Source organism: Streptomyces sp. NPDC014676 (assembly GCF_043084105.1).
Taxonomy (GTDB): domain Bacteria; phylum Actinomycetota; class Actinomycetes; order Streptomycetales; family Streptomycetaceae; genus Streptomyces.
Genome location: NZ_JBIBZI010000009.1, coordinates 169945 through 194185, shown reverse-complemented (window position 1 = coordinate 194185; position 24241 = coordinate 169945). Strand labels below are relative to the sequence as shown.

The 24241-nt window shown below is 74.7% G+C and carries 10 protein-coding genes; 4 read left to right on the top strand and 6 right to left on the bottom strand.

Annotation, left to right across the window (positions count from 1 at the left end; genetic code table 11):
• Positions 1 to 76: 76 nt before the first annotated feature.
• Positions 77 to 577, top strand: coding sequence for a cupin domain-containing protein (locus ACF1DX_RS25230; protein WP_391793399.1), 501 nt, complete (start codon positions 77 to 79; stop codon positions 575 to 577).
• Between the two features lie 454 nt (positions 578 to 1031).
• Complete coding sequence (locus ACF1DX_RS25225; protein WP_391793398.1) at positions 1032 to 1313, top strand: winged helix-turn-helix domain-containing protein; 282 nt, start codon at positions 1032 to 1034, stop codon at positions 1311 to 1313.
• Between the two features lie 478 nt (positions 1314 to 1791).
• On the opposite strand, the gene ACF1DX_RS25220 is transcribed toward ACF1DX_RS25225, so the two are convergent.
• The 4 genes from ACF1DX_RS25220 to ACF1DX_RS25205 are packed head-to-tail and all read right to left on the bottom strand — an operon-like array spanning position 1792 to position 5821.
• The gene (locus ACF1DX_RS25220; protein ID WP_391793397.1) at positions 1792 to 2763 is read right to left on the bottom strand and encodes a pirin family protein; all 972 of its coding nucleotides are present in this window, start codon (positions 2761 to 2763) and stop codon (positions 1792 to 1794) included.
• Positions 2764 to 2814: 51 nt separating this feature from the next.
• Complete coding sequence (locus ACF1DX_RS25215) at positions 2815 to 3675, bottom strand: ABC transporter ATP-binding protein (RefSeq protein WP_391793396.1); 861 nt, start codon at positions 3673 to 3675, stop codon at positions 2815 to 2817.
• On the bottom strand, positions 3672 to 4757 hold the full coding sequence (locus ACF1DX_RS25210) for a FecCD family ABC transporter permease (protein ID WP_391793395.1): 1086 nt from the start codon (positions 4755 to 4757) through the stop codon (positions 3672 to 3674). Before ACF1DX_RS25210 ends, ACF1DX_RS25215 begins: the two co-directional genes overlap by 4 nt.
• A complete protein-coding gene (locus ACF1DX_RS25205) occupies positions 4754 to 5821 on the bottom strand; it encodes a FecCD family ABC transporter permease (protein WP_391793394.1) in 1068 nt (355 codons plus the stop codon). Before ACF1DX_RS25205 ends, ACF1DX_RS25210 begins: the two co-directional genes overlap by 4 nt.
• Positions 5822 to 6058: 237 nt before the next feature.
• Between ACF1DX_RS25205 and ACF1DX_RS25200 the strand changes: the two genes are divergently transcribed.
• Both ACF1DX_RS25200 and ACF1DX_RS25195 read left to right on the top strand, forming a co-directional pair.
• Positions 6059 to 7753 carry an ABC transporter transmembrane domain-containing protein gene (locus ACF1DX_RS25200; protein ID WP_391793393.1) on the top strand — a complete coding sequence of 565 codons (1695 nt, stop codon included), beginning with the start codon at positions 6059 to 6061 and terminating at the stop codon, positions 7751 to 7753.
• Positions 7750 to 9639, top strand: coding sequence for an ABC transporter ATP-binding protein (locus tag ACF1DX_RS25195; RefSeq protein WP_391793392.1), 1890 nt, complete (start codon positions 7750 to 7752; stop codon positions 9637 to 9639). Before ACF1DX_RS25200 ends, ACF1DX_RS25195 begins: the two co-directional genes overlap by 4 nt.
• A gap of 234 nt (positions 9640 to 9873) precedes the next feature.
• On the opposite strand, the gene ACF1DX_RS25190 is transcribed toward ACF1DX_RS25195, so the two are convergent.
• The gene (locus tag ACF1DX_RS25190; RefSeq protein WP_073935816.1) at positions 9874 to 10083 is read right to left on the bottom strand and encodes an MbtH family protein; all 210 of its coding nucleotides are present in this window, start codon (positions 10081 to 10083) and stop codon (positions 9874 to 9876) included.
• On the bottom strand, positions 10080 to 24221 hold the full coding sequence (locus ACF1DX_RS25185; protein WP_391793391.1) for an amino acid adenylation domain-containing protein: 14142 nt from the start codon (positions 24219 to 24221) through the stop codon (positions 10080 to 10082). The genes ACF1DX_RS25190 and ACF1DX_RS25185 overlap by 4 nt, the downstream gene beginning before the upstream one ends.
• Positions 24222 to 24241 lie beyond the last annotated feature (20 nt).

The window sequence follows — 24241 nt, the reverse complement described above, 5'->3', positions numbered from 1 at the left end:
TGACGAACGGGTCTTGGACACCAGGTGCCGACGGCTGATCGAATCACCCACACGTTGTTCGGAAATGAGGAAACCCGTGACTTCTCCCTCTGGTGCCATCACCACGCCCGTCCTGACAGACGCTGACACGCAGGACGCGGTCCTCTTCCTCGGGGGTCTGGTCCGCATGCGCGCGCGGGCCGGCGACACCGGCGGTACGTTCGCCCTGCTGGAACACTCCGGTGAGCGCGGCTACATGTCGCCGCTGCACCTGCACGAGTCCGACGAGGAAACCTTCCTCGTCCTCGACGGCACCCTGCGCGTCGAAGTGGGCGACGAGACCCGCAGCGTCGGTTCCGGCGGTCTGGCGCTCCTGCCCAGGGGGCTCGCCCACGGCTTCGTCGTCACCTCCCCCACCGCGCGGTTCCTCACCCTGCACACTCCCGGCGGCGGCTTCGACGCGTTCGTCGCCGACATCGGGACCCCCTTCGACGAGAGCCGGTCGGCCGACCCCGTCGCCGGCCCCGACCCGGCCGAACTCACCCGCCTCGCCGCCACCTACGGCATCCAGATCGTCGGCCCGCCGCTGCTGCCCTGACAGCGCTGCTCGCACAGAGCAGGGCAGCCGGGACCCAACCGGTCAGTTCACCGTGAACGTGGCGGTGATGACCGTGCGGGCGAGGGTGTGCGTCGACAGGTTGAACCCCAGGAACGCCGGCGAGGCGCTCTGGTCCCGGCCAAGGGTCTCCACGTCCACCGCGTGTACGGCGGAGAAAACACTGAGCCGGTGGTGGCCCCTGCCCTCACCGGCTCAGTCATGCGTACACCGCTCGGGAAACGCGGCGACGCGTCAGCATCCCGCCCATCGTCGGGCAATGTCCGCGAGGCTCGCCCAGTCACGGTCCGACCAGCCTGCCGCGTGTGCTTCCAGGAGGGCGTTCCGCACGACGCTGCCGGTGGGGCGCGAGTGCGGCGAGGCCGGTTCGCTGTCGAAGGGGTCTCCGGGAAGATCTCGACTCAGTGAAGCTCAGGTCGCCCGGCTGGAGCGTGAGTTGGAACGCGGTCCACTCGCTCACGGGTGGGCGGACCAACGGTGGACGCTGGCGCGGATCAAGACCATGATCGGTCGGCTGTTCCACGTCTCCTACACGGTCGAGGGCACCTGGCAGTTGCTGAAGCGGCACCGCTGGAGCTGGCAGCAGCCTGCCCGGCGGGCGATCGAGCGCGATGACGACGCGATTGAGGTCTGGAAGAAGGAGCTGGTTGCGGGTAAGAGCACCGCGGCGGAGTGCGGGGCCTGGATCGTCTTCGAGGACGAGGCCGGCAGTCGATGACTCCGTCGCGCGCCAGGACCTGGGGCCGGATCGGCCAGACGTCCGTCGTGCGGGTCAGGGGGCGGGGCTCGGGGCGGGTTTCAATGGCGGGCATGGCCTGCTGCAAACCAGGTCAGCGGTCCCGGCTCATCTACGCGATCCGTGAGTGCCGGGGCCGCAAGGACGAGCCGAAGGGCTTCGGCTGACAAGATTTCCGCAACCTGGTCATCCGCGCCCGCATCCAGCTCGGCGGACCGATCGTGTTGGTCTGGGACAACGTCCGCCTCCACCTGACCGCCGGCATGAGGGAGTTCATCGAAGCGAGCGCCGAGTGACTCACCGTGTTCCAGTTGCCTACCTACGCTCCCGATCTAAGCTTGTTCTTTATCGAGGCACGTATGCGGCTGGAGCCGACGCGGGCGCTGCGGGATTCGCGCGTTGCCGGACAGGCGCGGCAGTAATCCTGTCCTGTTGGCGTACGGCGCGCCATATCCGCAGGTCAGCGCGCCCTTCGTCGCGGCTTCAAGGGTGCGTTCGGCAGTTCCGGCGCGGGCAGTGGAGCCCCGTCGTAACCGTGCACCTCGCCGAAGCGGTCGCCCTTCATCCAGTCCTCGCGCGCCTGCACGATGTCATCGTGCGACCGTCCGATGAAGTTCCACCACATGACGATCTCCTCCTCGAAGGGCGGTCCGCCCAGGAGCAGCAGGCGGGCCGGGCCGGACGCCCGGTTGGTCAGGGTGAGGGCGGTGCGGCCGGGGGGTGCGTAGCCGAGTTCGGCCGGCTTCAGTGCCGTACCGGCGAGGAGGATGTCGCCGCTGTCGACGAGGACCCCGTGTTCGAAGCCGGGGTCCACGTCGAGGGTCACGCGGGCGCCCGGGTCCAGGGTGATCTCGGCGCCGAGCAGCGGGGTGAAGGTGCGCACCGGTGAGGTGTCACCGGCGAGCGTGCCCAGGAAGACGCGGGCCTCGCCGCCGTCCAGCGCGACCGGGGCGGGGACGTGGTGCTGGAAGTCGCGGGCCGTGTCGCGGTGTTCCGCGGGCAGTGCCACCCACAGCTGCGCGCCGTGCAGGATCCGGGTGTTCCGGGTGGAGACCTCGGAGTGGCTGATGCCGTGGCCGCCCGTCATGAGGTTCAGCTCGCCGGGCCGGACGAAGGCGTGGCTGCCGAGGCTGTCGCGGTGTTCGATCTCGCCGCTGAACAGCCAGCTCACCGTCTGCAGGCCGGTGTGCGGGTGCGGGGGTACGCGCATGCCGCCGGACTCGGTGATGTCGTCGGGGCCGTAGTGGTCGGCGAAGCACCAGGCTCCGATGAGGGTGCGTGCCCGCTGGGGCAGGGTCCGCCGTACCCGCATGGCACGGGGGCCGCCGAGGGGTACGTCCCTCGGGGTGAGGATCTCGATGCCCGGCGGGGGCGGTCCGTCGGCGTCCGCGCCGCAGACCGTCTCCGTCGGGTGGGTTTCCGTGTTGCTCATGCGCCGGCCCTCCACCACAGAAAAGTTCGGAATTCAACTTTAATGGGTCGATCATAGGACGGCTGTGCCAGGATCGCGCGCCGGACGCCGTGAGTCGTCGGCGGCGCGCCGCGGGGCGGCGGGCACCATCAGGGGGGTGCCGGTCTCCGGGTCGTCGATGATGCGGCAGGGCAGGCCGAACACGTCCTCCACCAGTTCGGCGGTCAGCACGGCCGACGGGTCCCCCACGACCGCGACGGTGCCGCCGGCCCGCATCACCACGAGGTGGGTGGCGTAGCGGCAGGCCTGGTTGAGGTCGTGCAGGACCGCGACGACGGTGTGCCCCTGGACCGCGTGCAGCTCGGCGCAGAGGTCGAGCACCTCGATCTGGTGCGCGATGTCCAGGAAGGTGGTGGGTTCGTCGAGCAGCAGGACGGGGGTCTGCTGGGCGAGCACCATGGCCAGCCAGACCCGCTGGCGCTGCCCGCCGGACAGGTCGTCGACGGGCCGGCCGGCGAGGTCGAGGACTCCGGTGCGGCGCATCGCCCCGGTCACGGCGGTCTCGTCCTCGGCGGACCACTGCCGCAGCAGCCGCTGGTGCGGGTAGCGGCCGCGGGCCACCAGGTCGCCCACCGTGATGCCGCCGGGCGCGGTCGACGACTGCGGCAGCAGCCCGAGCCGGCGGGCGACCTCGCGGGTGCGGTAGGAGGCGATGGCGGAGCCGTCCAGGTAGACCTCGCCCGCCTTGGGCCTGAGCATCCGGGCCAGTGCCTTGAGCAGGGTGGACTTGCCGCAGGCGTTCGGTCCGACGATCACCGTGAAGGAGTGGTCGGGGATGTCGACGCCGAGGCCGGTGGCCACGGTCCGCCGGTCGTAGGAGAGGGTCAGGTTCTCGGCCCGGAGCCGGGGCTCCGGCGGGTGCGTTCCTGTCATGCGCGGCTCTTTCGCGACTCGGTGACCAGCAGCCGGATGAGGTACAGCCCGCCGATGGTGCCGGTGGCCGCGCCCACCGGCAGGAGGGTGTCGGTGAACAGGCGCTGCACGGCGAGATCGCTCGCGGTGAGCAGGACGGCGCCCATGAGGGCGGTGGGCACCAGGGCGGGGGCGGAGGACCGGGTCAGGCGCCGGGCCACCTGGGGGGCTGCCAGGGCGACGAACCAGATGGGTCCGGCGACCGCGGTGGCGAACGCGGCCAGGGCGACGCAGACGACGAGCAGGACGGTGCGGGTGCGGGCCACGTCGACGCCGAGCGCCGTCGCCGTCACGTCGCCCATCTCCACCATCGACAGCCGGCGGGCGTACACGAAGGCGACCGGGAGGAGCACGAGGACCGCGAGTCCGATGGCGCCGGCCTGGGTCCAGCCGCGGTTGTTGAGGCTGCCGAGGAGCCACGCCTGCGCCTCCAGCGCCTCCTGGAAGGTGGCCCTGGTGATCAGGTACGAGTTGACGGCCAGCAGCAGCGCGCTCACCCCGATGCCGATGACGACGAGCCGGAACCCCTGAAGCCCCCGGCCGGCGAGGAGGAGGGTGACGGCGGCGGCGGTCGCGAGGCCGCCGAGCAGCGCGCCGAGTGCGATCTGGGTCATGCCGCCGTGCAGCACGATGATGACGGTCAGGGCGCCGACGGCCGCCCCGTTGGTGAAGCCGATGACGTCGGGGCTGCCGAGCGCGTTGCCGGTGAGGCTCTGCAGGATGCCGCCGCTCACGGCGAGGGCGGCGCCGACGCACACCGCGGTGAGCAGGCGGGGCAGGCGCAGGGTGTTGACGATGAAGTCGGCGCCCGGCGATCCGTTGCCGGTCAGGGCCTTGACGACCTCGGTGACGGAGAGTTCGAAGTCCCCGGTGGTCAGGCTGACGCCCATGACCACGACGAGCACGGCGAGCAGTACGGCGCCCACGGCCACGGACCGGCCCGGGATCCGCAGCGAGACCCCGCCTCCCCGGGCGCGCACGACCGTCCCGCTGATCACGGGCGCGGCGTCGGCGGGGGCTTCCGCCGGGTGGACGGGGTTCACAGCATGACCAGCTTCCGGCGACGGCACAGCGCGAGGAACAGCGGGGCGCCGAGGAACGCGGTGACGATGCCGACCTGGACCTCGCCCGGCGCGCCGATCACCCGGCCCAGTACGTCGGCGCCGATCAGCAGGACGGGGGCGAGCAGCATCGAGTACGCCATCACCCACCGCTGGTCGGGGCCGGCGACGAACCGGGCCACGTGCGGGACGGCGAGGCCGACGAAGCCGATCGGTCCGGCGGCGGCGGTCGCGGCACCGCACAGCAGCATCACCGCGACGGCCGCCAGCACCCGCGTGCGGACCACGTGGACGCCGAGGGCCCGCCCCAACTGGTCACCCATGGCGAGGGCGTTGAGCGCGGGGGCGAGCAGCAGTGCGAGCGCCGTGCCGACGGTGACGAACGGCAGGACGGCCTGGAGGACGTCGTAGGTACGTCCGGCGAGCGAGCCGGCGGTCCAGAAGCGGAACTGGTCGAAGGCGCGCGGACGCAGCAGCAGCACCGTCGAGTTGAAGGCGTACAGCACCGCCGTGACGGCCGCGCCGGCGACGACGAGGCGGTCGGGTGTGGCGACCGTCCGTCCGGCGGAGCCGAGCAGGTGGACCACCAGGGTCGCCACGACCGCGCCGAGGAGCGCGAACCACACCTGGCCCAGGACGGATCCCACCCCGAGGAACGCGATGCACACGACCACCCCGGTGGAGGCGCCCAGGTTCACGCCGAGCAGTCCCGGGTCGGCGAGCGGGTTGCGTGTCATCGCCTGCATCAGCGCGCCGGACAGCCCGAGGGCCGTGCCGACGGCGAGTCCGAGGAGCGTACGGGGGATGCGGTAGTCGTGGATGATGACCGCGGCCTCGGAACCGTCGGGCCGCCACAGCAGTGTCCAGGTCGAGGTGAACGGGATGCCCCGGGTTCCCACCCACACGCTGAGGAGTCCGACGAGGACGAGGGCGCCGAGCGCGAGGAGGAGACCGGACGCGCGGAGTGCGGTGGTCCCGCGCCGCGCTCCGGGCACGGCCGGGGCGGAGGTCTCCTCGGTGGACACCGCCCGGGTTTCGACCGTCAACGACAACTCCCCCTGGCGGTGGTTCGCGGGGCTCGCACGGGTGCGGGAAGGCAGGACACCGTGGCGAGTTCAGCTTAGGCGAGGCTAACCGAAGACGAAGCGGGTGGTCAACGACGGCTCCCACGAGGGGCGTTGGGCCTGGAGCACCGCACGTCGGCGCGCTCGGCGCACGCTGTCCGGACCGTCGCGTTCAGGGTAGCCTTGCCTAACTGTCCGATCATCGCGGAGGTACGGCACATGCCGGCTGGAGGACCGACCGGGGGGCACGTCCTCCGGGAAGCGATCAGGGGCCGGCGCCGCGGTGTCGTCGCGGCATCGCTCCTCGGCATGGGCCATCAGACGTGCGAGGCCCTGGTCCCGGTGATCGTGGGCGTCGTCATCGACGAGGCGGTGGCCAAGGGCTCGTCCGGCACGCTGCTGCGGCTGCTGGCACTGCTCGCCGTCGTCTTCGCCGCCTTGTCGACGTGTTACCGCGTGGGCGCCCGCATCACGGAGGCCGCGGGTGAACGGGCCACGCACCGGCTGCGCCTCGACCTCGCCGCCCGGGTGCTCGACCCGCGCGGCGGCGCCGACGCCGACCGGCTCCCGGGCGCGCTGACCAGCATCGCCACCAACGACGCCCGGCGCGTGGGCGCGGCGGTGACCGCCTTGTCGTACGGCGCCTCGGCGCTCGCCGCCCTCGCGGTCAGCGCGGTGGCCCTGCTGCGGATCTCGGTGCCGCTCGGCCTGCTCGTCCTGCTCGGCATCCCGCCCCTGTTGTGGCTGGGCCATCGCATCAGCGGGCCGCTGGAGCGGCGCAGCGAGACCGAGCAGGAACGCGCCGCCCACGCTTCGGGGGTCGCCGCCGACCTGGTCATGGGCCTGCGGGTGCTCAAGGGGATGGGGGCCGAGCCGGCGGCCGTGGCCCGCTACCGGCGGACCAGTCAGGACTCGCTGGCCGCCGCGCTGCGTGCCGCCCGCAGCCGGGCCGGGCACGAAGGGGCGGTGCTCGCGCTGACCGGCGTCTTCATCGCGGTCATCGCCCTGGTGGGCGCGTACCTGGCGATGCGCGGCAGCATCAGCGTCGGTGAACTCGTGGCGGCGGTGGGGCTGGCGCAGTTCCTGCTCGGGCCGTTCCAGCTGCTCACCTTCGTCAACGCCGAGTTCGCGCAGGGGCGCGCCTCGGCCCGCAGGATCGCCGAGGTGCTGGCGGCGCCCGCCGCGGTGGAACCGGGCGGGGCCGCGCTGCCCGGGGCCGTCGCCGGGCGGATCCGGCTGCGCGGTGTCACGCTCGGCGCGCTGCGGGGCGTCGACCTCGACCTCGGTCCGGGTCTCACCGGTGTGGTGACCGGGGATCCGGCGGCGGCGCGGGACCTGCTGCGCTGTCTGGCCCGGGAGTCGGACCCCGTCGGGGGTGTGGTCGAGCTCGACGGCGTGCCGCTGACCGGCCTGGATCCCGACGACGTACGCCGGGCCGTGCTGGTGGCGCCCCGTGACGCGGATCTGTTCGAGACGAGTCTGCTGGACAACGTGCGCGGCGGGGCGGACGCGGACACGGCCGCGGTGGAGGCGGCGCTCGCCGCCTCGGCGGCCGACGACGTCGCCCGGCTGCTGCCCGACGGCGCGGACACCGTCCTCGCCGAGCGCGGCCGTTCCCTCTCCGGCGGTCAGCGCCAGCGGGTCGCGCTGGCCCGGGCGCTGGCCGCCGGCCGGCCGGTGCTGGTCCTGCACGACCCGACCACCGCGGTGGACACGGTCACCGAGTCGCGGATCGCCGCCCGGCTGCGGGAGACGAGAGGGGACCGCACCACGGTCCTGGTCACCACCAGCCCCGCGCTGCTGGCGGTCACCGACCGGGTGGTGGTGCTCGACGGCGGCACGGTGACCGCCGACGGGCGGCACGCCGAACTCGTCGCCGCCGACGCCGCCTACCGTGCGGCGGTCCTGGCATGACCGACGCGAGCGGCACGGACCCGCGCACCGACGACGGACGGACCGAGGAGACGACGATCCGCACCGGCCCCGTGGACCGCGCCCTGCTGCCAACCGCGTCCGGCGCCGAGACCCTGGCCGCCCTCCGCTCCCTGCTGCGCGGCCACCGTGCGCTGACGGCGGCCGCGGTGGGCGTCCTGGTCGCCGGAACGGCCGTCGGCCTGCTGACGGCCCCCCTGCTCGGACACGTCGTCGACCTGGTGGTGGAACGGCGCGGCACGGACGCGCTGACCGTGCCCATGATCCTGCTCGTCACGGTGGCCGTGACGCGCGGCGCCGCCACCGCCCTCGGCAGCGCCCTCGTCGCCCGGCTGGGCGAAACCCTGCTCGCCGCCCTGCGCGAGCAATTCGTCGAGCGGGCGCTCGGGCTGCCGCTGGAGCGGGTCGAGGAGGCCGGCTCGGGCGACCTGGTCTCCCGGGTGACGGACGACGTCACCATGGTCGCCAAGTCGGTACGGCAGGCCCTGCCGGAGTTCTCCCGCTCCGCCTTCACCATCGTGCTGACCCTGGCCGGACTCGCCGTGCTGGACTGGCGGTTCCTGCTCGCCGCGCTGTGCGCCGTGCCCGTGCAGGTGCTGTCGGTGCGCTGGTATCTGCGCCGGGCCGCTCCCGTCTACGCCGGGCACCGGGTGGCCACCGGCGCGCTCCAGCACCAGCTGCTCGACAGCGTCGGGGGCGTCCGCACCGTACGGGCGTTCCGGCTGAACGGGCCGCATCTGGACCTCGTGGAGCGGCGGTCGCGTGCGGCCCTCGATCTGGCGCTGCGCGGCATCCACGTCGTGACCGGTTTCTTCTCCCGGCTCAACCTGGCCGAGTTCATCGGTCTGGCCTCGGTCCTGGTCACCGGCTTCGTGCTGGTGGACGACGGGTCGGTGAGCATCGGCACGGCGACCGCGGCCGCGCTGTACTTCCACAGCCTGTTCAACCCGGTCAACGCCGCGCTGTTCCTGCTGGACGACGTGCAGTCGGCGGGCGCGAGCCTCGCCCGTCTGGTCGGGGTGTCCGGCCTGGCCGCCGCGCCGGAGCCGGAACCGGACCGGCGGGCCGTTCCGGTGGACGGCTCGGTCAAGGTCTCCTCCCTCGATCACGCCTACGTGCCGGGCCACCCGGTGCTCCGGGACGTCGATCTGGAGGTGAGCGGCGGGGAGCGGGTCGCACTGGTCGGTTCGAGCGGGGCCGGCAAGACGACGCTGGCCAAGCTGATCGCGGGCGTGCACCGGCCGGAGCGGGGGTCGGTCGCGCTGGGCGGGGCCGACGCGGACGAGCTGGGTCCCGCGGGGGTCCGCCGGGCGGTGACGCTCATCAGCCAGGAGGTGCACGTCTTCGCCGGTCCGCTCGCCGAGGACCTGCGGCTGGCCCGGCCGGACGCCGACGACGACGACCTGCGGGCGGCCCTGGCGGCGGTGGGTGCCCTGGAGTGGGCCGAGGCGCTGCCCGACGGGCTGGACACGGTGGTCGGGGAGGGCGGGCACCGGCTGACGGTGACCCAGGCCCAGCATCTGGCGCTGGCCCGGCTGGTCCTCGCCGACCCGCCGATCGCCATCCTGGACGAGGCGACCGCCGACGCGGGCAGCGCGGGGGCGCGCGTCCTGGAGGCGGCCGCGCTGAAGGCCCTGGAGGGGCGTACGGGCCTGATGGTGGCGCACCGCCTGCCGCAGGCCGCGACCGCCGACCGGATCGTCGTCCTCGACGAGGGCCGGATCGTCGAGACCGGCACCCACGAGGAACTCCTCGCGGCCGGCGGCCGGTACGCCGAACTGTGGGCCGCCTGGTCCGACAGCCGCCCGGGGACGACCCGGCCGGCGGAGGAGGCCGGGGCCCAGCCGCACCGCCCCACCGAAGGGTGAACCTTACGGCGCCCCTTCGAGAAGACCCGGGACGCCGCCGGGGACCGCCCCCAGCGGGGAGCCCCGGCGGCGCTCGGCGACGGTAGGCGGCGCCCGGCGGCGGCGCGGGTCCGTGGCGGTGGCAGGTGACCGCGGGAAACCGGGCCGCCCCCTGGCGGCGTCGCCCGTGGGGTCCCGCGACGCCTCGTCCGTGCGTCGGTGTGGCCGGCGTGGCGGCCGGGTGGGTGGGGCGGGTCAGTGGTCGTGTGCGGCCAGGCTCGCGGGGCGCAGGTCGGTCCAGTGGGTCTCCACGTAGGCCAGGCAGGCTTCGCGGGTGTCCTCGCCGAAGGCGGTCCGCCAGCCGGCCGGCACCTGGGCGAAGGACGGCCACAGGGAGTGCTGGTTCTCGTCGTTGACCAGGACCAGGAAGCGGCCCTGCGGGTCCTCGAACGGGTTGGTCGTCATGCGTGGTCACTCCTTGTGGAGGGGGTGGTGATCAGTTCGGAGAGGGGTCGTCGCGGGTCGGCCGCCGCGTCGCGCAGCAGGGCGGTCAGGTCGTCGGCGAGCCGGTGTGCCGCGGCGGTGCCGAGGACGCCGGCCGCGTGGGTCAGCGCGCAGTGCACCGGGCCGGCGCCGCGCGGTTCGTGGAAGCCCAGGGTCAGCCCGGCCCGCACCGCGCCGGTGGGGGCGGCCCGCAGTGAGCCCAGGCCCCCTTCCAGCCGTGCCAGGTCGGCCTGTTCGTGGTGGACCACCATGACCCGGGGCCCCTCGGGGGGCAGTCCGGTCGCGCGGGCCACCTCGTCGTACGGCACGTCCTGCCGGTCCAGGGCGCCGAGCGTCGTCTCCCGCACCCGCGCCAGCAGGTCCGCGAAGGCGGGGTCGCCCGCCGTGTCGGTGCGCAGGACGAGCGTGTTGAGGAAGCAGCCGACGAGGTCGGCGAGCCGGTCGTCGGTACGGCCCGCGGTCATCGTGCCGATGGGCAGGTCGGTGCCCGCGCCGTGCGCGGTGAGCAGGGCCGCCAGGGCCGCGTGCAGCACCATGAACATGCTGGTGCCGGTGGTCCGGGCCAGCCGGTCCACGTCGGCGTGCAGCCGCTCGTCCAGCACGAAGGCGACCCGGCCGGGCGCGGCGGACCGCGACCGGTCCGCCGGCAGCGCGAGGGCGGGCGGTACGTCCTTCAGCGTCCGCCGCCAGTAGGCGAGCCGGCGCCCGCCCCGGCTGTCCGGGTCGGTGAGGTCGCCGAGCGCCTCCTGGGACCAGCGGGTGTGGTCGGCGTACGTCACCGGCAGCGGCCGCCAGCCGGGTTCCCGGCCCCGGGACCGGGCGGCGTACGCGGTGGTGAGGTCGCGGAGCAGGGGGACCACCGACCACTCGTCCACGGCGAGGTAGTGCGCGGTCAGCGAGACCGCCTGGCGGCCGTCGGGGGCGGTGAGCAGCCGCGCCCGCAGCGGCGCCTCCACCGTCAGGTCCGTCACCTGTCCGGCGAGTTCGGCCAGGCGCCCGTCGAGGTCGGCGCACTCCTCGACGGCCAGGGCGGGAGGCTCGACCGGGCGCGGGAACACCGTGCCGTCGCGTTCGGTGAACGCCGTGCGCAGCGGCTGGTGGCGGGCCGTCACGTCGGCCAGCGCGGCGGTGAGCGCGCCGGCGTCCAGTCCGCCCGGCGAGCGCAGTTCCAGGGCGTGGTCGAACCGGGGGTCGCGCCGGTGGGCGTGCCACTGGGCGCGCTGGACCGGCGCGACCGGCCGGCCGGGGTCCACCGCCGCGCCGTCCCCGGCCGGGCGCGGCGCGGGGCGGGCGGTGGCCGCCCCGTCGAGCAGGGCGGCGAGGCCGGTGACGGTCAGCGCGTCGAAGACGTCCCGGATGCCCAGTTCCGCGCCGAACTCGGTGCGGATCCGGCCCAGCAGCCGCATCGCGGCCATCGAGTGGCCGCCCAGCGCGAAGAAGTCGTCGTGGACGCCGACGCCGTCCAGCCGGAGGACCTCGCGGAACAGTCCGGCCAGCCGGGCCTGCGTCCGGGTGGCGGGGTGGGCGTCGCCGGTCATGGAGGACCAGTCCGGCGCGGGCAGCGCCCTGCGGTCCAGCTTGCCGTTGGGGGTCAGCGGCAGCGGACCGTCCAGCGGTACGACGAGGGCCGGGACCATGTACTCGGGCAGCAGCCCGGCGACATGGGCGCGCAGCGCCCGCGGGTCGAGGTCCGCGCCGCCGTCGGGCACGGCGTAACCGACGAGGCGCACGATGTCGCCGTCGCGGTCGGCGGTCACGGCCGCCTGGGCGACCGCCGGGTGGCCGGTGAGGGCCGCCTCGATCTCCCCGAGTTCGACGCGGAACCCGCGGATCTTCACCTGGGTGTCCACCCGGCCGAGGAAGTCGAGGTTGCCGTCCGTCCGCCAGCGGGCGCGGTCGCCCGTGCGGTACATGCGGCCGCCGGGCGGTCCGAACGGGTCGGCGACGAACCGTTCGGAGGTGAGCGCGGGCCTGCCGAGGTAGCCGCGGGCGAGACCGCGCCCGGCGACGTACAGTTCCCCCGCCACGCCGGGCGGGACCGGGCGGAGGTGTTCGTCCAGGACGTAGCAGCGGGTGTTGGGGTCGGGGCGGCCGATGGGGACCCGGCCGGGTGTGCGCGATCCGTGGGCGCGGGAGGGCCACAGGGTGGAGTTGACGGTCGCCTCGGTGAGCCCGTAGGCGCAGATCAGGTGGGCGGTGGTGCCGAAGCGTTCGAACAGGTCCGGCGGGACCGTCTCGGTGCCGACCAGGACGGTCGACCCCTCGGGCAGGGCGCAGCCGGGCGGCAGGGCGGAGACCAGGGACGGCGGCAGGATCATGTGGGTGACGTGCTGTTCGGCGAGGAAGTCGGTGAGCGCCTCCCCGGCGACCCGTGCCTCGTCGGGGATCAGGACGAGCCGGCCGCCGTGGCACAGGGCCATGGCCAGTTCGAAGACGAACACGTCGAAGCCGATGGAGGCGAACTGGAGCACCCTGCTGTCGGGGTGCAGGTCCATGCGGTCGACGGCGGTGGCGACCAGGCTGGAGACGCCCTCGTGGGAGACGACGACGCCCTTGGGCCGGCCCGTCGAACCGGAGGTGTAGATCACGTACGCGGCCCGGGCCGGCGGGACCGGGCGGGTGTCCAGGGGGGTGTCCGGCAGGCGGTCCAGGGCGGTGACGGTCGCGGGGGCGTCGAGCAGCACCACGGGGACGCCCGGCACCTCGGGGATCTTGCCGGCCACCGGTTCGCCGGCGACGACGAGGGCGGCGCCCGAGTCCTCGATCATGTAGGTGAGGCGGTCGCCCGGGTGTGCCAGGTCCAGCGGCAGGAAGGCGGCGCCCAGCTTCAGCGCGGCGAGCACGGTCGCGATCATGTCTGCCGAGCGGGGCACGGCCACCCCGACCACGCTCTCGGCGCCCACGCCGTGCGCGGCGAGGAGCCGTGCGATGCGGTCGGCCCGTGCGTCGAGCTGTGCGTACGTCACCGGGCGGGAGCGTTCGACGACGGCGACCGCGTCGGGCCGCTCGGCGAGCCGCCGGGCGAAGAGGGCGGGCAGGGACGCCTCCTCGACGTCCCGTCCGGTGTCGTTGAAGCGCTCCAGGACCTGGTGGCGCTCCTCGGCGGAGAGGATCTCCGCCCGGGAGACGGGCTGTCCTGGTGCGGCGACGACGGCGGCGGTGAGCCTGCGCAGCCGTTCGCCGATCCGCTCGGCGCTCTCGTGGTCGAACAGCTCGGTGGCGTACTCCAGACGGCAGCAAAGCGATCCCGGGTCGTGGTCGGTCCGTTGCCGCTCGGTGAAGCTGAACACGAGGTCGAACTTGGCCGATTCGGCCGGGAACGGCAGGTACTCGGCGGTCAGGCCGGGCAGTTCGAGCGCGTCGTCGGTACGGATGTGGTGGCCGACCATGACCTGGAACAGCGGGTTGCGGGCGAGCGACCGGGCCGGGTTGACCGCCTCCACCACCGCCTCGAACGGCACGTCCGCGTGGGAGAACGCGGCCAGGTCGGTCGCGCGGATCCGGGCGAGCAGCTCGGTGAAGCCGGGGTCGCCACCGAGGTCGGTCCGCAGGACGAGGGTGTTGACGAAGAAGCCGACGAGGTCGTCCAGTGCCTGGTCGCCGCGGCCCGCGATGGGCGCGCCGAGCGGGATGTCCGTTCCGGCGCCCATGCGGTGGAGCAGGGTGGCGACGGCCGCGTGGACGACCATGAACATGCTGGTGCCGGTGGACCGGGCGAGCCGTGCGAGCCCTTCGTGGACGGCGGTGTCGAACTCGATGTCGAGCGCGGCCCCGGAGAACGCGGGACGCGCGGGCCGGGGCCGGTCGGCGGGCAGGTCGAGTTCCTCGGGGGCTCCCGCCAGCGCCGTCCGCCAGTAGGCCAGTTGACGGGCGGCCGGGCTGCCGGGGTCGGACGGGTCGCCGAGCAGCCGCTGCTGCCAGAGGGCGTAGTCGGCGTACTGGACGGGCAGCGGCCGCCACGCGGGGGCGGTGCCCGCGAGGCGGGCGCGGTAGGCGGTGGCCAGGTCGCGCAGGAAGGGGCGGTCCGACCATTCGTCGGTGGTGATGTGGTGCAGCAGCAGTACGACGACGTGGTCCTCGGGGGTGATCTCCACGAGGGTGGCGCGCAGGGGCAGTTCGCGGGCGAGGTCGAACGGCCGGCGCACCGCGCCGGCCACGACGGCGGGCACCTCGGCCTCGGCGGCCCGGATGTGCTCCACCTGCGGGCGGGCCTCGTCGGCGGGCAGCACGTGCTGGAACACCCGGCCGTCCCGTTCGGTGAAGAGGGTGCGCAGCGCCTCGTGGCGGGCCGTCACATCGGCGAGGGCCGCGCTCCACGCCGTACGGTCGAGCGGTCCGCGCACCCGCAGCACCAGCGGGAAGTTGTACGCGGCGGAGGCGCACTCGATCTGCTGGACGACCCACAGCCGCTGCTGGGCGTGGGACAGCGGCAGCTCGGCGGGGCGCTCCCCGGCCGTGAGCGCGGGCCGGGCGGCGGCGTCGGAGCGGGCCGTGCGCCGCGCCAGTTCGGCGACGGTGGGCGCCTCGAACAGGTCGCGGATGGCGAGTTCGACGCCGAGGGCGGCGCGGGCCCGGCCGACCAGCCGGGTGGCGAGCAGGGAGTGCCCGCCCAGGTCGAAGAAGTCGCCGTCGACCCCGACACCGTCCTCGGGCAGGCCGAGCACATCGGCGAAGAGCGCGCACAGCGCCTCCTCGTGCGGGGTGCGGGGCGGCCGGCCGGTGCCCGCAGCCGTGAGGTCGGGGGCGGGCAGTGCCTTGACGTCGAGCTTGCCGTTGACGGTCAGCGGGAGGGTGTCCACGGGGACGAGGGCGGCCGGGACCATGTGGTCCGGCAGGCCGGCCCGCAGGTGGTCGCGGAGCCGCTTGGGCAGGTCCTCCCCCGGCTGCCCGCCCTCCTCCGGCACCACGTAGCCGACCAGGCGCTTCGTCCCGGCGGACGGCACCGCGACGACCGCCGCGCGGGCGACCTCGGGATGCGCGGACAAGGCGGCGGCGATCTCCGCCGGTTCGACGCGGTAGCCGCGGATCTTCACCTGGTCGTCGGTGCGGCCGAGGAAGTCGAGCAGGCCGTCCGGGCGCCGCCGGACCAGGTCGCCGGTGCGGTACATGCGCTCGCCCGGCTCCCCGAACGGGTCGGCGACGAAGCGTTCCGCGGTGAGTCCCGGCCGTTCGTGGTAACCGCGGGCGAGCCCGGTGCCGGCGATGTACAGCTCGCCGGGGCAGCCGGGCGGGACCGGGCGGAGCATGCTGTCGAGGACGTGGGCGCGGGTGCTCCGGATGGGCAGGCCGACGGTCGGGGTGGCGCTGTCCGTGGTGGAGCCGCCGAGGGTGTTGATCGTGTACTCGGTGGGCCCGTACAGGTTGTAGCCGTAGGTGCCCTCCGTGCGGCGCAGCCGGGTCCACACGGTGTCGGGGACGGCCTCGCCGCCGAGCAGGACCAGGGCGGGCCGGTGCCGGCCCGCGGCCGGGTCCTGTTCGAGCAGGCCCTCCTCGATCAGCACCTGGGCGTAGGTCGGGGTGACGTTGACGACGTCTACGGCGTGCCGGTCGCAGTAGGCCACCAGCGCCTCGGCGTCGCGGCGCAGTTCCTCGTCGCAGACGTGCACCTCGTGGCCCTCGACGAGCCACAGCAGTTCCTCCCAGGACATGTCGAACGCGAAGGAGACGGTGTGCGCGATCCGCAGCCGTCGTCCCCCGGCGGAGGCGACGGCCGGGCCGAAGATCTCCCGCTGGTGGTTGAGCTGCATGTTCGTCAGCCCCCGGTAGGGGGTGACGACACCTTTGGGGCGTCCGGTGGAGCCGGAGGTGTAGATGATGTACGCCGGGTGCTCCAGCCGGTCCGGCACACCGCGGGCGAACGCCGGCCGTTCGGCGTCGGTGATGCCGTCGTGCGGGAGTGCGGAGAGTTCGGCGGCCACGGACGGGGTGTCCAGGAGCAGTTCGGGCGCGAGGGGTCCCTCCTCACCCCGCAGGGCGGGGGCCACGGCCGTGGTGGAGACCAGGCACAGCGGGCCGGTGTCCGCCACCATCAGGCGCAGCCGGTCGGCGGGGTGGTCGAGGTCGAGCGGCAGATAGGCGGCCCCGGTGCGCAGGACGGCGAACAGCGCCGCGACCATGTCGAGGGAGCGGGGCAGGGCGAGCGCGACGGCCTTCTCCGGTCCCGCGCCCCGGGCCAGCAGCAGCCGGGCGAGACGGTTGATCCGGGCGTCCAGTTCGGCATAGGTCAGGGACTGTTCGCCGAAGACCAGGGCCACCGCGTCGGGGGTGCGGGCGGCCTGGTCGGCGAGCAGGTCGGCGACGGTGTCGTCGGGCACCGGTTCGCGGGACGCGGCCGGGGCGGTCCGCTCCCCGGGCAGCAGCAGGTCGAGGCCGGCGGTCCGGGCGCTGTCCGCCTCCGGTCCGGTGAGGACGTCGGCCAGTCGTTCCAGCACGGTCGTGAACCGGGTGAGGATCGCCGTGGCCGTGTCCGCGTCGAACAGGTCGGGCCGGGCGGCGAGGGTCACCCGCAGCCGGGTCTGTGGCGTGACGATCAGGGTGAGCGGGAAGTGGGTGCCGTCCACGTTGGAGATGCCGGTGATGCCGTGCCGCCGTCGGAGCGTGGCGGCCCGCTCCTCGCCGTCGGCCGAGCGCAGCACGAACAGGGTGTCGAACAGCCGCCGGTGGCCGGTCTCCCGCTGCAGCGTGCCGAGACCCACGTACTCGTACGGCATGACCGCCGCGCGCTCGGACTGCGTCCTGCGCACCAGGTCGAGCAGGGGTTCGCCGGGGTCGAGGGCGATGCGGGCCGGGACCGTGTTGAGGAACATGCCGATGATGCCGGCGGCGCCGGGGACGTCGGCGGGCCGTCCGGCCACCGCCGTGCCGAAGGCGACGTCCGTGCGGCCGGTCAGTGCCGAGAGCACCAGGGCCCAGGCCGTGTTCAGCAGGGTGTTCGGGGTGAGTCCGTGGCGCCGGGCGGCGGCGCGCAGCCGGTCGCCGGCCTCGCGGGTGAGCGTCGCGTCGAAGTCCACCGGTATCACCGGGCCGCCGTCGCGGCCGGCCGGGGCGACCAGGGTCGGCTCGTCGAACCCGGCGAGCGCCCGGCGCCACGCGGCCAGCGCGGTGGCGGTGTCCTGCCGGTCCAGCCAGGTCAGGTAGTCCCGGTAGGAGCCGGGGGCCGGCAGTCCGGTGGCGTCGCCGGCGCGCTCGTACAGGGCGAGGAGTTCCTCCAGGAACAGCCAGGCGGACCAGCCGTCCCAGAGGATCAGGTGGTGGGTGACGACCAGCCGGTCCCGGCCGTCGCCGAGGTGGAGCAGCAGCAGGCGGGCGAGGGGCGGGGCGGTCAGGTCGAAGCGGCGGCGGCGGTCGGCCGCGAGGAGTCCGTCCGCGCGGGCCCGCTGCTCGTCGGGCGGCAGTGCGGAGAGGTCGTGCTCGACGAGGGGGAACTCGGCGTGCTCCGCGATGAACTGCACCGGGCGGGGCAGACCGTCGCTGACGAACCCGGCGCGCAGGCCGGTGTTGCGTTCCAGGAGCGTGCGGCACGCGGCGCGCAGCCGGGTGGCGTCCAGGCGGTGGCCGAAGTCCAGTGTCTCCTGGGAGAGATAGACGTCGAGTGCGTCACCGGCGTCGTAGGTGGCGTGGAAGTACATGCCTTCCTGGAGCGGGGACAGGGGCCAGACGTCCGCGACCCGTGACGCGCCGGCGGCGGCCTCGACGCGGGCGGTCTCCTCGGCGGTGAGCAGGGGGGTCTCGGGTGTGTCGGCTGCCGTGGTGAGCCGGTCCAGCAGCGCCCGCAGGGCGGGATCGACCGCCGCGCCGGACTGCTCCTGCCCGGCCAGTACGGCCTTCAGGGCGGCGGCTGCCCGCCCTGCCTCGGTCACCGGGACCGTCACGTCGGAGGCGGTCGGATTCCGGGGGGTGTGCTCGCCGGCCGCGGCGGCGAGGGCGGCCGGGGTGCGGTGCTCGAAGACGTCGCGCGGGCCGATGGACAGTCCGTGCTCCCTGGCCCGGGTGGCGACGGTGATGGAGGTGAGGCTGTCGCCGCCGAGGGTGAAGAAGTCGTCGTCGGCGCCGATGCCGGGCACGCCGAGCACGGCGGTGAAGATGTCGCACAGGGTGCGCTCCCGCTCGTCGGCGGGTGCGCGGCCGCCGGCCCGGGGGGCGGCGGACGGCGCGGGCAGCGCGTTGACGTCGAGTTTGCCGTTCGGGGTCAGCGGCAGTTCGCCGATCAGCAGGACGGCACCCGGCACCAGGGGCGCGGGCAGCGCGTCCGCGAGCGCCGCGCGCAGGCTCCCGGCGTCCACCGGGCCGGCGTCGGGCGCGGGCACGGCGTACGCGGTCAGGGCGCCGTCGCGGGCGATCACGGCCGCCCGGTCCACGCCCGGCAGACCGCTCAGCACCGCTTCGATCTCGCCGGGTTCGACACGGTTGCCGCGGATCTTGACCTGCCGGTCGGTGCGCCCGAGGTACTCGACGACGCCGTCGGCGCGGCGCCGGACCAGGTCCCCGGTGCGGTACATGCGGGTGCCGGGCGCGCCGAACGGGTCGGCGACGAACCGCTCGGCGGTCTGTCCCGGCCGGCCGTGGTAGGCGCGCGCCAGCTGGACTCCGCTGAGGTAGAGCTCGCCGGGGACGCCGTCGGGCACCGGGCGCAGGAAGGCGTCCAGCACGTGCAGCCGGGTGTTCCACACCGGCCGGCCGATCGGCACGGTGGCCTGGTCGCCGCCGTCGTAGGGGAAGTACGTCACGTCCACGGCGGCCTCGGTGGGGCCGTAGAGGTTGTGCAGGGGGACGGGGCCGTGCCCGGAGCGGGCGGTGAGGTCCCGCCAGCGTGCGGCGTCCGCGCCGGGGAGCGCCTCGCCGCTGCAGAAGACCCGGCGCAGGCTCGCCGCCCACGGCCGGTCCCGCTCCGTCTCCGCGAACCGCAGGAAGGCGGCCAGCATCGACGGCACGAAGTGCAGGGTGGTGATCCGTTCGGTGCGGATCAGGCCGGCCAGGTAGGCGGGGTCGCGGTGGCCGCCGGGGCGGGCGAGGACGACGGTGGCGCCCTCCAGCAGGGGCCAGAAGAACTCCCACACGGACACGTCGAAACCGGACGGTGTCTTCTGGAGCACCCGGTCGTCGGCGGCGAGCCGGTACTCGGCCTGCATCCAGGCGAGCCGGTTGACGATCGCCCGGTGGGTGACCACGACGCCCTTGGGGCGCCCGGTGGAGCCGGAGGTGTGGATCAGGTAGGCGGGATGGTCCGGGGCGGCCGGCACCGGCCGGGTGCCGGGGACGTCCTCGTCGTCCTCGGCCATCAGGAGCCGCAGGCCGGGCACCTCGGGCAGCCCCGCGGCGGCCTCGGCGGTGGTCACGACGGTCCGTGCCCCGGAGTCGCCGAGCAGGTACGCGACCCGGTCCGCGGGGTGGTCGAGGTCGACGGGCAGGTAGGCGGCGCCCGCCTTGAGGACAGCCAGCAGCGCGACCACGAGCTCCGCCGACCGGGGCACGGCGACCGCGACGAACCGCTCGGGGCCCGCGCCGCGTGCCCGCAGGCGGCGCGCCAGGGCCTCGGCGCGCCGGTCGAGTTCCGCGTAGGTGAGGGTGGTGTCCTCGAAGACGAGCGCGGTGGCGTGCGGCGTGCGTGCCACCCGCTGTGCGAACAGCGACGCCAGGGTGGCGTCGGGCACCGGGTGCGCGGTGCCGTCGGGCCCGGCCGGGCGCCGCCGCTCCCGGGGGGTCAGCAGGCCGGTGCGGGCGACCGGGCGGCCGGGGTCGGACGTCAGGGTGCGCAGCAGGGTCACGAACCGGTCGGCGAGGCCGGCCACGGCCGGCCGGTCCAGCCGTGCGGCGTCGTATGTGAACCGCAGCCGCAGCCGGCCGTCCTCCGGCTCGACGATCAGCGCGAGGGGGTAGTGCACGGTGTCGAACACCTCGGAGCCGGTGACGCGGAGGGTGTCCGCGGCGTCGTCGGAGGCGGTCGGGTGGTTCTCGAACACGACGAGGGTGTCGAAGAGTTCGCCGCCGCCCGCGGTCCGCTGGATGTCGGCGAGGCCGAGGTGCTGGTGGTCCAGCAGGGCCGCGTGCTCGTCCTGGACGCGCCGCAGCAGACCGGTGAGGGACTCGTCGGGCATCAGGCGTACGCGGGCCGGGACGGTGTTGATGAAGAGGCCGACGGCACGCTCCAGGTCGCCGGTCCCGTGGCCCCGGCCGGACACCGTGGTGCCGAACACCACGTCCTGGGTGCCGGTCAGGCCGCCGAGGAGCAGGCCCCAGAGGCCGTGGACGACGGTGCTCAGGGTGATTCCGTGGGTGCGGGCGTACGCGGTGAGGCCGTCGTCGGGCAGCGGGACGTCCAGGCGGTCCGGCCGGGCGGGCGCCCGGTGCCCGTCCGCCGTCGTGAGGGATCCGGTGAGCAGGGTGGGCCCGGGAAGCCCCGACAGCGCCCGCCGCCACGCCTCGCGCGCCGCGTCGCGGTCCCGGCCGGCCAGCCAGGCCAGGTGGCGGTGCGGGTCGAAGGGCTCCGGCAGGTCCTCGCCCCGGTGGGCGGCGAGCAGTTCGCGCCGGAGGACGGCGAGCGACCAGCCGTCGGCGACGATGTGGTGCAGGGTGAGCAGCAGGCGGTGGTGCCGGCCGTCGCGGATCAGGGTGGCCCGCAGCAGCGGGGGCCGGGCGAGGTCGAAGCCTTCGGCCCGGTCCGCCTCCAGCAGGGCGTCCAGTCCGCCGCTCGCGTGGGTGCCGGTCTCCCGCCACGGCAGGACGGCGTGTTCCGCGAGCCGCTGGACGACGCGGCCGTCGGGCAGTTGGCGGAACGAGGCGCGCAGCAGCGGATGCCGGTCGAGGAGACGCTGCAGCGTCCGGCGCAGCCGGCCGGGGTCCACCGGGCCCGCGAGGTCGAGGAGTTGCTGCACGAGGTACGGGTCGGCGGCGCCGGTGTCGTACCGGGCGTGGAAGAAGAAGCCCTCCTGGAGCGGGGAGACCGGCAGGGCGTCCTCGTCCAGGTGCGCCGGGGTGTCGGGCTGTGCGGCGGGGCCTGCCTCGTCGGCGGCCCGCGCGAGCGCCGCCACGGTCCGCCGGCGGAACACGTCGCGGGGGGTGATCGCGAGCCCGGCCGCGCGGGCGAGGTTGACCAGCCGGATCGCGACGATGCTGTCACCGCCCAGTTCGAAGAAGCTGTCGTGGACGCCGGCCGACGGCATGCCGAGCACGTCGGCGAACAGGCCGGCGAGCGTGGTCTCGGCGGGGGTGGTGGGTGCGTCCGTCCCGCTCAGGGAGGTCCAGTGGGGAGCGGGGAGGGCGTGCCTGTCGAGCTTGCCGTTGGGGGTCAGCGGCAGGGGGCCGTCGATGACGACGACGGCGGACGGCACCATGAAGTCGGGCAGGACGTCGGCCACTTGTGCCCGTGCGGCCGTCACGGCGGCGTCGGTCTCCGCCACGAGGTAGGCGACCAGGCGGGTGACGCCCCGGTGGTCGTCCCGTGGCAGGACCGCGGCCTGGGAGATGCCGGGGCAGGCCATGAAGGCGCTCTCGATCTCGCCCGGCTCGATCCGGTGGCCGCGGATCTTGAGCTGGCCGTCGGCTCGGCCGAGGAACTCCAGGTTGCCGTCGGGGGCCCAGCGCACCCGGTCGCCGGTGCGGTACATGCGGGTGCCGGGCGCGCCGAACGGGTCGGCGACGAACCGCTCGGCGGTGAGCCCCGGCCGGCCGAGGTAGCCGCGGGCCAGGCCGCGGCCGGCGACGTACAGCTCTCCCTCGGCGCCCACCGGGACCGGGCGCAGCGCGGAGTCGAGCACGTAGGCGCGGGTGTTGGGGTCGGGCCGGCCGATGGGTGCGGGGCCCGGCCGGGCGGGGTCGGCGGGCCACAGGGTGGAGTTGACGCTCGCCTCGGTGAGCCCGTAGGCGACGACGACCTTCAGCCGTCCGGCCCAGCGGGCGATCAGCTCGCCCGGCACGGCTTCGGTGCCGACGACGAGGACGGCGCCGTCGGGCAGTTCGCAGTCCCGGGGCAGCGCGGAGACCAGCGACGGCGGCAGGATCATGTGGGTGGCGCGGTGCCCGGCGATGTACTCGGTGAGGGCGGGTCCGGCGACGCGGCGCCCGTCGGGGACGACGATGATCCGTCCGCCCACGCACAGCGACATGACCAGGTCCCAGACCGTGACGTCGAAGCCGACGGAGGCGAACTGCACGACCCGGCTGTCCGGGCCGACGCCGATGCGGTCGGTGGCGGTGGCGATGAGGCTGCCGACGCCGTCGTGGGTGACGACGACGCCCTTGGGGCGGCCGGTGGAGCCCGAGGTGTAGATGACGTACGCGGCCCGGTCGAGCGGGATCGGCAGGGAGAGGTCGGACGGGTCCTGTGCGGCGTACGCGGCGGCCGTGTCCGGGTCGTCGAGCAGGAGGTGGCCGGCGCCGGGTACGGCGGGGAGTTCCCCGGTCAGGTCGCGCACGGTGACGACGGTGCGGGCCCCCGCGTCGGACAGCATGTGGGCGATGCGGTCCTTCGGGTGGTCGGCGTCCAGCGGAAGGTAGGCGGCGCCGGTCTTCAGCACCGCGAGCAGGCAGATCACCAGCTCGGGCGAGCGGGGCAGGGCCACGGCGACGACGTCCTCGGCCCGTACGCCCCGGGAGGCCAGGAGCCGGGCGAGCCGGTTGGCGTGGGCGTTCAGTTCGCCGTACGTCAGTTCCCGGTCCTCGCAGACCAGGGCCACGGCGTCGGGCACCCTGCGGACCTGGTGTTCGAAGGCCGCGGGCCAGGTCAGCTCGGGCACCTCGCGCGGGGAGACGCCCAGTTCGCCGAGGAGCCGGCCGCGTTCCGCGCCGTCGGTGAGGTCGATGTGTCCGAGGGGCCGGTCCGGGTCGTCGGCCAGGGAGTCCAGCAGGGCGAGGAAGCGGCGTTCGTGGTCGCCCAGGGCGGCTTCGTCGCAGACGTCGGCGTCCGCGTCGAGGTGGAGGCGGACGCCCTGTCCGTCCCGTGCCCGGGAGAAGGTGAAGGCCAGGTCGTTCACCGGGCCGAGCCAGGCCGGGTGGAGTTCGGCCGGGTGGTCGCCGAAGGGCAGGCCGGCGGTGCCGGGGAGGATGTTGACCGTCGGTCCGACCAGTTCGGCCAGCCCGTCGGCGAGTTTCAGGTCCCGGGCCAGGTCCTCGGCCCGGTAGCGCCCGTGCTCGACGGCCTCGGCGACGATGTGCCCGATCTCCACTGCCAGTTCGGTTCCGGTGGTGCCCGGGCGGACCGGCACCCGCAGGGGGACGACGTTGGACACCATGCCGGGCACGGCCGCCGTCCCGTCGTCCCGGCGGGCGGTGACCGGCAGGCCGAGGACCAGGTCCTGTGCGCCGCCGGCCCGGTGCAGGTAGGCGGCCACGGCGGTGATCAGGAACCGGGAGAGCCGGACACCGGCGCCGCGGGCCGCGGCCTCCAGCCGGGCGGTGTCCCGCGCGCCGAGCAGCGTGGAGCGCCGTATCCGCCGCGTCATCGGCGCCGGTGCGCGCTCGACGAGGCGTACGGGTTCCGGGCGGCCGGACATCCGGTCGAGCCAGTAGGCGCGGTCGGCGCGGTGTCGTGCGGACGCGCGGTACTCGCGGTCGGCGGTGACCAGACGGGAGAGCGTCCCGTCGGTGGCGGCGGGTGCCCGCTCGCCCGCGGTGTAGAGCTCACCGGCCCTGCGGGTGATCAGGGCGGCGCCCATGCCGTCGACGACGATGTGGTGGTAGCGCTGGTACCAGAGCACATGGTCGTCGGTGAGCCGGAGCACCGCCTGGGCGAACAGCGGGCCGCCTGCGAGGTCGGCGGGCCGGTCGCGGTCGGCGTCCATCCAGGCGGCGGCCGCCCTGTCCGGGTCGCTCTCGCCCCGGAGGTCGAGGACGGGCACGTCGACGGGGGTCCGTACGACCGTCTGCCGCGGTTCGTCCCGGCCGGCGGTGACGCGGACGTGCAGGGCCTCGGCCTCCTCGACGGCCCGGCGGGCGGAGGCGGCGAGGCGGCCGGGGTCGACGGCGCCGCGCAGTTCGAGGACGAAGGCGAGGGTGTGGACCGAACTGTCCGGCTCGATCTGCTGGGCGAGCCAGATACCGGACTGCGCTCCGGTCAGGGGCCACAGGCCGGACCCGGTGGTCCGGTCCGACTCGGCGTCAGGCATCGTGAGAAGAACCCTTCCTT